General features: G+C 39.2%; 9 protein-coding genes. 8 read left to right on the top strand and 1 reads right to left on the bottom strand.

Translation table 11 applies throughout. The annotated features are described in order from the left end of the window. Positions 1-111: 111 nt before the first annotated feature. Entirely contained in the window at positions 112-2,166 is a 2,055-nt protein-coding gene (locus CCE82_RS08795) for an amidase domain-containing protein (RefSeq protein WP_086429025.1), read from the bottom strand. A gap of 327 nt (positions 2,167-2,493) precedes the next feature. Here CCE82_RS08795 and CCE82_RS08800 point away from each other — a divergent pair, with 327 nt between their 5' ends. The 8 genes from CCE82_RS08800 (at position 2,494) to CCE82_RS08840 (ending at position 12,824) form a co-directional block, all read left to right on the top strand. Continuing rightward, complete coding sequence (locus CCE82_RS08800; protein WP_086429026.1) at positions 2,494-5,328, top strand: YhgE/Pip domain-containing protein; 2,835 nt, start codon at positions 2,494-2,496, stop codon at positions 5,326-5,328. A gap of 1,058 nt (positions 5,329-6,386) precedes the next feature. Beyond that, complete coding sequence (locus CCE82_RS08810) at positions 6,387-7,025, top strand: class I SAM-dependent methyltransferase (protein WP_086429028.1); 639 nt, start codon at positions 6,387-6,389, stop codon at positions 7,023-7,025. Positions 7,026-7,246: 221 nt separating this feature from the next. Then, positions 7,247-7,975 carry an epoxyqueuosine reductase QueH gene (locus CCE82_RS08815; RefSeq protein WP_086429029.1) on the top strand — a complete coding sequence of 243 codons (729 nt, stop codon included), beginning with the start codon at positions 7,247-7,249 and terminating at the stop codon, positions 7,973-7,975. 104 nt (positions 7,976-8,079) lie between these two features. Further along, positions 8,080-9,576, top strand: a complete 1,497-nt coding sequence (gene nikA, locus CCE82_RS08820) for a nickel ABC transporter substrate-binding protein (protein ID WP_086429030.1) — start codon at positions 8,080-8,082, stop codon at positions 9,574-9,576. Continuing rightward, positions 9,566-10,552: a nickel ABC transporter permease gene (gene nikB / locus CCE82_RS08825; protein WP_086429031.1), complete on the top strand. Its 987-nt coding sequence runs from the start codon at positions 9,566-9,568 to the stop codon at positions 10,550-10,552. The genes nikA and nikB overlap by 11 nt, the downstream gene beginning before the upstream one ends. After that, positions 10,549-11,373 (top strand): nickel transporter permease, encoded by an 825-nt coding sequence (nikC, locus tag CCE82_RS08830; protein WP_086429032.1) that lies wholly within the window; start codon positions 10,549-10,551, stop codon positions 11,371-11,373. Before nikB ends, nikC begins: the two co-directional genes overlap by 4 nt. After that, positions 11,366-12,142 carry an ATP-binding cassette domain-containing protein gene (locus tag CCE82_RS08835; RefSeq protein ID WP_086429033.1) on the top strand — a complete coding sequence of 259 codons (777 nt, stop codon included), beginning with the start codon at positions 11,366-11,368 and terminating at the stop codon, positions 12,140-12,142. The genes nikC and CCE82_RS08835 overlap by 8 nt, the downstream gene beginning before the upstream one ends. Beyond that, positions 12,135-12,824 (top strand): ABC transporter ATP-binding protein, encoded by a 690-nt coding sequence (locus tag CCE82_RS08840; protein ID WP_086429034.1) that lies wholly within the window; start codon positions 12,135-12,137, stop codon positions 12,822-12,824. The genes CCE82_RS08835 and CCE82_RS08840 overlap by 8 nt, the downstream gene beginning before the upstream one ends. Positions 12,825-12,837: the final 13 nt, after the last annotated feature.

Raw genomic sequence — 12,837 nt, forward strand, 5'->3', positions numbered from 1 at the left:
TCTTATAAAATGAAACAGTATATTGCGTTTGTAGCGTTCATCAATCAATCATTAAACGTTGTATCAAATATGAGTATTGAACGCTATAAATCTAATGATAAGAAAACGCTTCTATTCTGTTGCTAAATCGCCACTAATGTAGTCCAACTTCTCGGCATCTTTTGCATCAATTGTACGGAATGAAATGACGCCCAGTCCTTTGACATTAGATTCAGATACGACAATTGAACCATCATCATTAACTTTCTCAACAAAAGCGACGTGACCATAGTAACGGTCAGCACCTAACTCATTCGGATTAAATACGACAGCGCTATGTTGTTTCGGTGTACTTGAAACGCTAAAACCTTTGACCAGTGCTGAATAAGTCCAGTCGGCGGCATTGCCCATATCACCAGGAATGCTGATATCAAATTGTGACATTCGATTGTACACATACCACGTACATTGGCCATGTGGATACGGTGAGTTAGCTGAAACTGAGAATGGTTTAAAAGCCCCTTTATAATCTTTTGTCGACGGATTATCCATTTTTTGATCTAATAAATCCGGCATTTCTTGTTGATCAAAGCGTGTTAAGTCATATGCTTCAATCAAAGCTTCTAATTTTTTGTCGTATTGTGGATCTGTTGCATATGTACCGACTAATGCTGATGCAGCATCGCGATAGCTTAAACTGTGACTTTTCCATACGTCTTGATAGATGTCTGGGTTGCCATCGATACCTTCTTTAATTAAATCCGCATAATCTTGAAGTGATGCTTTATGATCTGGATATTTTCTGAAAGCGGCATTGATTTCATACAATTGTTCACCGTCAGATTCTAAAGTTTTGAAATTTACAGATTCGCCGTGATAGCTTCCTTTAATTCCAAATAAATTGTAATTAGGTTCACGTGATAATTCACTTTTACCAGAATCAGATTCTAAAATCGCCTGTGCAATCATAATAGAAGCATAGACATCTTCTCCTTGACCGATATCATGTGCATCTTTAGCAATGTCATTAATAAATTCACGTGTTGACGCTTGAGGTACGACGCGCATCGTGCCTGAGTCGTCCGTTGATCCATCAGACTTCGGCATTGCTTCAAAAAGTGTCGTTTGACGTAATTGTTCTTTGTCTTCACTGTTTTGATATGATTGTGTCGGCGCTTGTTCTCTTGATTGCTTGAAAGTGCCTGGATTTGAAATTTGTGCTTCGTGTTTTTTGTCTTTAGATGTTGAAGTTTGATCTGTAGACGATTTTTGTTTTTTGTACGAATCATCCGTTTGTTTTGCTTTCTCACTATATTCGTCCAATAGCGCATCAATCATCGCATCATTTTGCTTTTTTTCTGTTTGTTTTGAAGAAGTGTCACGTGAAGGTGTTGATTGTGCTTCTGTCTGCTTGTCTTCAGTAGCCGGACTTTCTTCAGTCGTTGATGGCACTTCAGTTGTTGCATCATCTTTCTGGTGTGGTGCAGGTTGTGCTTCGGATGTTGCTTCGTCTTCCGTTTTTGATGTTTTTTCTGTTGCATCACTATTTTGAGAAGATGCTACATTATCTTTAGAGCGGTCTTGTTGTTCTGATGATGGCTTTTCAGTTGTTTTTTCTTCTGTAGACGCTGTTTCATCAGTTGATGATGCAGTATGGTCTTCTTGTTTATCTTCATCGTTATTACTGAATAATGCTTGAAGTGCCTCAAAAAAGCCTCGATTTTCAGGAGACGATGGTTGCTCTTGTGATGGTGTTGATGCCGCATCATTTGTTGGTGCTGGATATGTAGTATGATGAGATGCATCTGTTGTGTTATTGACTGTAGAATGGAAAAGTTGGCCAAACCAATCTGTATGAGATGAAAAAGCCGATTTCAATTGTGAATCTATAGGAGATGATGTGTCGAAAAGGGAAGCATTTTTCGAATCCTCTTGTTTAGAAGTCGCTTTCTCGGATGCTTTGGTTGCTTTTCGTTTTGTAGTATCTTTTTTATCTGATGATTGAGATGTCGTCGTACGTTCGTCACGTGCTTCATCTGATGTGACATCTGTATCATGGGCATTCTCTTGATTATCTTTGAGTACATCTTCAGTTTGAGGTGTCGCTGCAACAGCCCTTTGAGGTGTAACGGAAGGAATGAGCAGTGCAGTACTTAACAACCCTGTATAAATGAATTTCTTATTCAATATTAGGCTCCTTTCTTAAAAAGCGCAGTGATTTATGTGTGAAATAGGATGAAAATGCACATTGATAGCGACACGAGTTGAGTCACAAGGGGGAGTGACGTCATGTGAGATAAGCGTGTTCGACTTTACTATATCAAAGGCATTCTGTTCATACAAAGGTATACAAAACGCTAGTGAACTTGTTATACTATAGGATGTCTTGTATTTCGTTGACGTGTGTTAACTTAAAAATTAAAAATAACGAAATTTTGCAATTGTTATACATATTTTATATTACATGAATGGAAGTAAATAATAAAGTGTTTCACAAAATATTGAGGTGAGAAAATGAAAAATGCCATCAAACTTTTTCTGACGGATATTAAAAAAATTGCCAAAACCCCTGGAGCGTTGGTGTTGATTATAGGATTAGCGATACTCCCTTCATTCTATGCGTGGTTTAATCTCGAGGCCACATGGGATCCATACTCTAACACAGATGGCATTAAAATTGCAGTAGTCAACGAGGATAAAGGCGATACGGTGCGCAATAAAAAAATTAACGTTGGGAATCAAATTGAAGAGACTTTGCGCAAGGATGACCATTTCAATTGGCAAGTGGTGAGTCGTGAAAAAGCAGACAGGGATTTGAAAATGGGGAAATATTACGCAGCGATTTACATTCCTGAAAAATTTACACATCAAATTACTGGAATTGTACGTAAAGATCCTCAACAAGCTGAAGTAGAATATAAAGTGAATCAGAAACTGAATGCAATTGCGCCTAAAATGACAGATGCGGGCTCAAGTGAAATTGTTAGAAATGCCAATAAAAAATTTAATGAGACTGTGACGAAAGCATTGTTAGATGAAGCCAATCGTATTGGTATTAAATTAGAAGACCAATTGCCAAATTACCATAAAGTCAGAGATGGTATTTATGCGGCGAACCAAGCGTTACCAAAAATTGAAAAATTCCGTAAAACTTTAATTTATTTAGATGAAAATCAAGACCAAATCGATCAATATGCAGATAAATTTAGAGCATTAGATCAATATAAAGATGATGCTGTGAATGCAACAGAACGATTGAATCAGTTGAATGCCAGTATTCCAGCGATTAACGAGCGTGCTAAACTCATTGTGTCATTAAATCAAGCGATGCCAGACATCGAACGTGTACTCCAAGTTGCGAGTGGTGTCCCTGATCATTTCCCAGCCATAAACGACGGTGTGGATCGTGCAATTGCAGGTACGGACCAAGCACTCGTAAAACTTAATGAAATCCAACAATTACTGCCTCGTGTAGAGCAACGTGTGAATGTGCTACAAAATGGAGTGGACCGTGCAAGTGCAGTAAATAACAAAGTGGGAGAACGTGCCCAAGATGCGACTGCAACAGCGCCACAAAGTACAAAAGAGGTGACGTATCGTACGAAGCAAATGAGTACGACGACATCTGGTGATGATAGCAATGTTCCGGCAGGTCATGTGATTTCACCTGATGATGCACAAATGATGACGACAGCGTATGGAGATGCATTACAACAAGTGAATCAAGCTGTAGAAAAGCAACTCAAAGCGACGTCTGCAGATATGGATACAGCAGAGAACTTAAGTTACGGTATTTTAAGTGCCAAAGATCCGAAACAATTTGAGTCGCCGTTAAATCACCTCATTGCCCGTATGAACAACACGACGAAAATGATTCGTGACTATAGAGATTATTTAGCGGATATTGAAAAAAGTGAAGGTATAAATTTATCCGATGCCCAAGCACGACTTAAAACTGCACAAGAAAATGTTGAACAAAGAACCAAACGTTTGAATGCATTGAAGGATGCCATTTCAGCAGGTAACTCAGGACAAGCTGAAGCGGTAGATGTATTGAATGGTTTATCTAAAGTGAAAGATCAGTTAGCGTCAGCGGATAAAGTCCTTCGTGGAGATCTTTCACAAACGTTACAAGATATTTCAAGCCAAGTCGGTACAGCTTTAAATCAAGGCGCAACGACTTTAGATCAAGTACAGCAACGCTTGAATCAACTGAACAATGCGATTCGAAAAGGTCAGCAATTTTTAACGGAAGGCCAACAACGTTTACATCAATTGAGTGATACGTTGCCACGTGTAGAAGCTGAATATATTCATGCGATGAATGCGGCACAAACCTATTTCCCACAATTTCGTGAAAAAGTCGCAAAAGCGTCCAACTTTGTCCAAAATGACTTGCCGCGTGTAGAAGGTCGCGTTTCCGATGCGACTGCGACAGTTAATGAAAAATTACCAGAAGCATTCGCACAATATGACCGTTTACGCAATATTTTAGATACAAATCAACCGAAAGCGAAGGAAACGTTACATCGTTTAGCAGAATTTGCTCGAAATGATTTACCAAAAGTAGAACAAGATTTACAAAAAGCGGATGGTATTTTTAAACAACTCGACAAAGAGAACACAATAGAGGATTTAATTGACTTGTTGCGTAATGATCTGAAGAAACAAGCAGGTGTCATTGCAAGTCCTGTTGATTTACAAAAAGAAGATGTCTTTCCTGTTAAAGATTATGGTTCCGCAAGTACACCATTCTATACTGCATTAGCGATATGGGTGGGGGCTTTGTTACTAGTGAGCTTGCTTTCGGTTCATAATAAACATCCAGAATTAAAGCCATACTTAAGCATTCGAGAAACATATCTCGGTAAAATGGGACTTTTCTTATTAATGAACATCACTCAAGCGACGATCGTCTCTATTGGGGATATTGTGATTTTGAAAGCATCCATTGAATCCGTGCCGTTATTTATTGCAATTAGTATGTATTCTGCACTGATTTTTACAATGATTGTGTATACATTAGTTTCTGTATTGGGTAATCCAGGTAAAGCCTTAGCTATCGTCTTGCTTGTCTTACAAATTGCAGGTGGTGGGGGGACATTCCCGATTGAAGTGACACCGCAATTTTTCCAAAGTATTCATCCGTTCTTGCCATTCTCTTATAGTATTGATGCATTAAGAGAAGCAGTGGGCGGACCTGTGCCACAAATTTTAACGTATAAATTGACGATGCTCACTTTATTCGGCGTTGGCTTCTTCTTGGTGGGCTTGATTGGGAAACCATATTTGGACCCATTAGCACAAGGATTGGCGGAGAAGGCCGAGAAAAGCGACGTGTTGGAATAATGTTTTTGAAATAAGAAGTGTTACTTTAAATTAAAGAGGCTCATAGACCCTCAAGATTGCTAAACTTTTTCTCCCTTTCCCAGGGGCTGAACCTTCAACTAAATTCGGCTTAATCAAAGTGTGATTTTGATAGAAGCCGAATTGGATTTTCCGGTTCAGCTGATCCCTCGGGAGTGTCGAAAGGTTCTGCAATCTTGGGGGTATTTGAATATAGAAGACACATTTCAAAAACATGATTCTTTTTGGTGGAGTGTGTACGTTGACCTCTCAACTAACTAACGCTTGACTGAACTGTTACTAAGGAAGCGTTAGTGGATTTTCGGGAGCAGTACAGAAATCATATGTGCAACAAAGATTTCGTCGTACTGCCCCCGCAAGGCTGACTAGACTTCTCAACAGCATGAGCATTGAGAAGTCAGACAGCTACTGCGATAAACAGTAGCCACTATCAAAATGAAAAGTGATTACTTTAGGCAGCATCTATCCTTCAGGAGTCTTGCGCGGTTTTGTCAATCGTGGAATAATCTCGGACATTTAATGATTCAACAACTATCAAAAACATGATTCTTTTGGGAATAGGAATATAGAGAGTGGCTGAACCATTTCTCCTTTCCCAGGGAACTTGCCTCAACTCAATTTGGATTTATTGGAATGTACACTTGATAGAAGCCGAATTGGATTTTCCGGTTCAGCTGATCCCTCGGGAGTGTCGAAAGGTTCTGCAATCTTGGGGGTATTTGAATATAGAAGACACATTTCAAAAACATGATTCTTTTTGAAATGGAAGGAAGTAAAAAGAAAGCACATGAACTTTTTCTGAATTTCCAGAGGCTGAATTTCCAACCTAATATTAATAGTAGTCGCGATGATGTGTGTTTTTTTAGTAAGCAATTCATTTTAATTTAAAGTGCAGTGCAAAGGTGTGACGCCCTTTTGTACTGTGCTTTTTATTTTTAGAATTTGTAATTAAATGTGTTTTCTTCTTTTTGAGGTTGGCAATGATTGTCAATTAGTATATAATACATATCAAAATACTAGGAATTGAAAAGGGGATAATCATGGAGTTTATGGACGTGTTTGAAAAATGGGCAGAGCGTTATGATGAAACGGTATTCAACACTGTTAACGACAATGAGTACGAAGATGTGTTTGCTGGGTATACAGCGATGTTAGATGGTGTGGTCGATTTGTCAGAGGGACGTGTGCTTGAGATTGGCGCTGGAACAGGTAATCTAACAACGCGTTTAATTCAAAAAGGTTTGGATGTCACGGCTATTGACCCTTCTGAAGATATGCGTAAGATTGCCAATCAAAAAGAAGGCTTACACGTGTGGAATGGTCACTTTTTAGATGTTCCTACTGACACACGCTTTGAGACGATTGTGTCTACATTTGCCTTTCATCATTTGAATCATGACAGTAAACGAGAAGCACTGACTTATTTGAAATCATTTTTAAATAATGGGGGTCAAGTGATTTTAGTAGATACACTATTTGAATCTGAAGGGGATAAAGCGCAAATAATTAAGACGTATCGTGATAAGAGGTATGTCAATTTGGTTGCGGATTTAGAAACGGAATATTATCCTTTTAAAGATGAGCTGGCTTCAATTGTTGATGCAGTAGGTGGGAAAGTTGAATTTACACGATTGAATACATTTGCTTGGCGTGTGCGCATCACGTTTGAGCATGTTTGATGTGTGACGCAATGATATGAATATTTGAACGGGTTTGTATGTAACGTATGCGAATATATGTGATATGTTCAATATAACAGTGGTCCAATGTCATGTTGGATGGCTGTTTTTTATTTGGGAAACCGTTTGCAATGAAGGGAAAGTTCCGCCTACATTGTGATAAATTTTGTGATATATTGGTTTTATTGAAAAAACATAAGATTGCGAAGTGGGGGAGTCATATGATTCAAGCTGAACAAATTTTAGAGAAAATGAAAAACCAAAAAATTAATTACGACAAAGTTTTACGTAAGATGATTGTGAATTGGGAGCGCGAAAATGAGCGTCCTTCTATTTTATTACATAGTTGCTGTGCGCCGTGTAGTACGTATACGTTAGAGTTTTTGACGGAATATGCGGACGTGGCCATTTATTTTGCGAATCCGAATATCCATCCGAAAAATGAATATTTGCGACGTGCACGTGTTCAAGAGCAATTTGTGCATGACTTTAATGAAAGAACAGGCAATCATGTTCGTTATATTGAAGCGCCATACGAGCCACATGAGTTTATGAAAATGGCGAAATCACGTGGTTTGACGGAAGAACCTGAAGGCGGTGCAAGATGTTCGGCCTGTTTTGGTATGCGTTTAGAAATGGTCGCAGAAGCAGCTGTAGAACTAGGCTATGATTATTTTGGTAGTGCGATTACGTTGTCACCTAAGAAAAATGCACAGTTGATTAATGAAATTGGCTTAGATGTGCAACAATTGTATGATGTCAAATATTTACCAAGTGACTTTAAGAAAAATAAAGGGTATGAACGCTCTATTACAATGTGTCAAGATTATGACATTTTCCGTCAATGTTATTGTGGTTGTGTGTTTGCCGCACAGCAACAAGGTATTGATTTCAAAACGATTAATCGCCAAGCAAAATTATTTTTAGAACAATTAGAAAAACAAAATTAAGGACAACCGAAATAAATAATTTTATATGATGAATACTTTTCTGATATAATTATGAACGTTAAATGATATTTTAGCTCATTACAGAGAAAGAAGGCGTTTATCGTATGAAATTGAAATATTCACTCGTCGCTTTAACGGCAACATCATTATTGTTGGCAAGTTGTGGTACGGGATCGTGGGATCGTCACGCTAAGGATAAAGTGTTGGATATTGAAATTCCTTTGAAGACAACATCAATTGCTCCGTATGAAACAGATGTTGCTGTGAGAGCAGGAGCGGCAGAGTCGTTATTCAAAGTATCAAAAGATGGTGAAGTGCAACCGTGGTTGGCTCAAGACTACAAACAAGTGTCACCTGAAAAATTGGAATTAACGGTCAAAGATGATGTGAAATTCCAAAATGGTGAAGCTTTAACTGGTGAGAAAGTCAAAGAAAGTTTAGAAAAGGCATTAAAAGAGAGTGATTTTGTAAAGTCAACGCTACCGATTAAGGACATTCAAGCAGACGGTCAAAAAGTGACGATTACAACAAAAGAGGCTTATCCAGAGCTTGCTTCTGAATTGGCTAGTCCATTTGTTGCAATTTTCGATGCGGATGCTAAAACAGATATCGATGCTGAGCCAGTTGGTACAGGTCCATATCAAATTAAAGACTACAAACGTTCTCAAAAAATCACGTTAGATCGTAATGATGATTATTGGCATGGTAAACCCAAACTTGATGGCGTTACAGTGACGTACCAAGAAGATGGGAATGCACGTGTGAGCCATTTAGAATCTGGTGAAGCGGATTTAATCACAGACGTTCCTGTCAATCGTGTGAAACAAATAGACGATAAAGGCGATACAAAAGTGTCACGTGTATCGGGCTATCGTACGCAAATGATGATTTACAACCAAGATAGTGACAAAATGACGCATGACGTACGTGAAGCACTGGATAAAATTATTGATCGTAAAGGACTTGCGAAAGAAGTGTCGAATGGTTATGCGAAACCTGCGACAGGTCCATTCAATGATAGTTTAGACTTTATTGATCAACATAAAGTTCAAGAACAAGATATTGAAGCTGCGAAAAAATTAATGGAAGATGCCGGTTATAGTGATGCGCATCCATTGAAAATTCAATTAGCGACATATGAAGGCCGTCCAGAACTTCCTAAAATGGCACAAGTGATTCAATCTGATGCAAAAAAAGCACATATCGATATCGAAATTCGTAACGTAGATGATATCGAAGGTTACTTAGCAGATCGTTCACAATGGGATGCGACAATGTATAGTTTCGGTACCATTCCACGTGGTGACACAGGTTACTTCTTTAACCAAGCGTTCCATGAAGATGGTTCAAGCAATAAAGGGGATTACAAAAATAAAGAAGTCACTGAAATGATTAATGAATTGAACCATACTGTAGGCAAAGAACAACGTGAAGCCCTCTCAAATAAAATTATTGATAAAGCTGCGAAAGATATTCCAGCAAGCTACATTACGTATAACGATACAGTAGATGGGTTGAATAAAGATGTCACAAACTTTAAAGCGACACCTGAAGGCATTTATTTAGTAGATGACAAGGTTGATATGAAAGATGCGGATTAAGCGTTTCATGCGCGCTATAGTCAAAATGATTGTCGTACTTTGGGTATTGTCGACGATTACGTTCATTTTAATGAAAAGTACGCCAGGTGACCCAGTTAACCAAATTTTACATGTTGGGGAATCCAATATTTCACAATCGACTATAGAAGCAACACGTGCGCAATATGGTTTAGATGATGCGTGGTTTGTTCAATATTTTCGTTGGCTAGGTCAAATTGTGCAGTTCGATTTTGGGACAAGTTATCAAACAGGACGCCCTGTACTGCAAGAGATTTTGTTTTATGCACCACCGACTATAACGATTGCGGTTTTTACTATTATTGTGGTTATGGCGACTGCGCTACCTTTAGGGGTATTTGCAGCGCGTCATCCGAACGGTAAACTGGACCGTACAATACGCGTCGTAACATCGGTGACAGTGAGTATTCCGTCATTCTTTTTAGGGATGATATTACTGCACATTTTTGCGTTACATTTTAAAATTTTACCTGTTTCGGGTTATGGTTCGCCTACACAATTAGTATTGCCTGTGATTGCGATGAGTATCGGAATGAGTGCCTATTACGTTCGATTAATGCGTGCGAATGTGATGGATTTATATCGCAGCCGTGAAGTCAAAGCGTCTCGATTAAGAGGTTTATCAGAGCGCTATATCTTCTTTACTGACATTTTAAAGCCGGCGTTAGTACCTGTTGTGACGATTTTAGGCCTCTCTATTGGCAGTCTAATTGGAGGTACGGTCGTTATTGAAAATGTGTTTGGTATTCCAGGGATGGGGCAGTTTTTAGTCGATAGTATCCGGGCGAGAGATTACCCTGTCATTCAAGGTGTCGTGCTCATGTTAGGAATTGTCGTAGTGCTTTCTAATTTGGTGAGCGATGCCATCGTACTTTTGTTAGATCCGAAACAACGTTATTTCCAACAAGGACGTGATGATGCACATGCGCAAACGTCAACATACGAGGTGTCCCAATGATGAAACAGTTACGACACTTACCGAAAATGGTATGGGTATGCGCACTTTATGTCGTGCTACTCATCATCGCTCAATTTTTTGTTTCAACACAATCAGCATTGGAAGTGAAGTTAAGTGACCAATTTTTACCGATCAGTTCGATGCATTGGTTAGGGACAGATGACTACGGACGGGACATGTTTGCACGACTCATTATCGGGGCACGCTATACGTTGTTAGTCAGCTTAGTTACGATAGTGATGACAGTCATCATCGGTGTGCCTATCGGTATGATTGCAGGATTTTTTAAAGGCAAAGTTGAAAAAATCATCATGCGCATCGTCGATATTGGTCTCAGCATTCCGGAATTTGTGCTCATTATTGCGATGGCGAGTTTGTTGAAACCGAGTATCTGGAATATCGTTTGGGCCATGGTATTGTTACGCTGGATGACATATACGCGGTTGACCCGTACAATTGTAGCAAGTATTCGTGATATGGATTATATCCGTATGGCAAAATTGTATCGTGTTCCGACCTTACGTATTATGTTCCGGCACTTTGTTCCACATGTTTTGCCTTCCATTTTAGTCGTAGCAACAGTCGATTTCGGAAAAAATATTCTCTACATTTCATCGTTATCATTTTTAGGATTAGGTGCACAACCGCCATCACCGGAATGGGGGGCAATGTTAAATGCAGGTCGTGACTTTATGACTTCAAATCCATTACTCTTATTTGCACCAGCCGTAATGATTGCTCTGACGATTTTGATTTTCCAATTGACTGGAGATGCTGTACGCGATCATTTTACACAAGAGGAGCATCGTGGACATGAATAAGTTATTAGACATACGCAACTTAACTGTACGACAAGGTGAGCGTTACATTATTGATCGTCTCGATATGATCCTCTATGCGTCACAAGTCAATGTCTTAATTGGTGAAAGTGGTGCCGGTAAAAGTATGTTGATTAAAGCATTGCTCGGCGCTTTACCGGAACAATGTGTGATGACGTATGATCAATGGTATTATCACGGTCAAAGTGTGACGTCATTAAAACCATACTTAGGTAAACAAGTGGGGTATATTTCTCAAGATTATACGCATAGTTTTAACGACCATACCCCGATTGGTAAACAACTGCTCGGTATTTATCGTCAGCATTATAAAGTTACGCGTCAAGAAGCGGCGGAGCAAGTTCAAAAAGCGCTCAAATGGGTTGGACTAGACCATCTCGACATGACGAAACGTTATCGCTTCATGCTGTCTGGTGGGCAACTAGAACGTGTACTCATTGCGAGCGTGATGATGTTGGAACCAACATTGATTATCGCAGACGAACCGACCGCTGCTTTGGATGCTGTAACGGGTCATCAAATCATGACTTTACTGGATCATCTTGCTGAAGCACACGATGTCACTTTATTTGTCGTGACGCACAACTTAACGCATGTCCAACGATTTAGTGATTATCTATATGTGTTACAACATGGCCGTATTGTGGACTATGGTGACGATCACTATTTCAAAACAGCAGACATTCATCCGTACAGTGCGCATTTATTTCAACACCGAAGTCAGTTAAAACAAGGTGAGTCCTATGATTAAATTAGAACATATTACCGTTCAATATAACGATGTCACTGCTTTAGATGATGTGTCATTAACAGTCGGGCCTCATGAAATTGTAGGTATTGTTGGTGAAAGTGGTTCTGGTAAATCTACATTAGCGCATGTGATGTTAGGGGAATTACGTGCCCAACAAGGTCGGGTCACATCCACATTCAAACGTGTATTACCGATTTTACAACATGCGAGTTATGCTTTTAATCCTAAAATGACAGTAGCGACTTCTCTAAACGAAGCATTAGCTTTTGATGTCACTCAACGTACAGTATATCAACAGTATCGTGATGATTTGATGGCATCGATGGGTTTGACACATGAATTGATGAAACGGTATCCCAATGCGTTGAGTGGGGGACAATTACAGCGTTTCAATGTCATTCGAACGTTAATGTTGCAGCCAGATTTGTTGATTTGTGATGAGATTACAGCGAATTTAGATGTGATTGCAGAAGATCGAATGGCGCAGCAGTTAAAACAGCATGTCGAACGGACACAATGCGCAATGGTCGTAATTTCTCATGATTTAGCATTTTTACAAAAGTGGGTCTCGCGTATTGTGGTGATGCATCAAGGTCGTGTTGTTGATGCATTTCCGATAGAAGCGCTGTTTGATGAAGCACGTGATGAATATACGAAGGCATTATTGTCGATTTATGAGTAATGATAGTAAGTTA

This window comes from Staphylococcus cornubiensis (assembly GCF_900183575.1).
Classification (GTDB): Bacteria; Bacillota; Bacilli; order Staphylococcales; family Staphylococcaceae; genus Staphylococcus; species Staphylococcus cornubiensis.

Bases quoted from the DNA above. Each gene is read 5' to 3' on its own strand.
- CCE82_RS08800 (WP_086429026.1), top strand. From the start codon at position 2,494: ATGAAAAATGCCATCAAACTTTTTCTGACGGATATTAAAAAAATTGCC.
- CCE82_RS08810 (WP_086429028.1), top strand. From the start codon at position 6,387: ATGGAGTTTATGGACGTGTTTGAAAAATGGGCAGAGCGTTATGATGAA.
- CCE82_RS08815 (WP_086429029.1), top strand. From the start codon at position 7,247: ATGATTCAAGCTGAACAAATTTTAGAGAAAATGAAAAACCAAAAAATT.
- nikA (WP_086429030.1), top strand. From the start codon at position 8,080: ATGAAATTGAAATATTCACTCGTCGCTTTAACGGCAACATCATTATTG.
- nikB (WP_086429031.1), top strand. From the start codon at position 9,566: ATGCGGATTAAGCGTTTCATGCGCGCTATAGTCAAAATGATTGTCGTA.
- nikC (WP_086429032.1), top strand. From the start codon at position 10,549: ATGATGAAACAGTTACGACACTTACCGAAAATGGTATGGGTATGCGCA.
- CCE82_RS08835 (WP_086429033.1), top strand. From the start codon at position 11,366: ATGAATAAGTTATTAGACATACGCAACTTAACTGTACGACAAGGTGAG.
- CCE82_RS08840 (WP_086429034.1), top strand. From the start codon at position 12,135: ATGATTAAATTAGAACATATTACCGTTCAATATAACGATGTCACTGCT.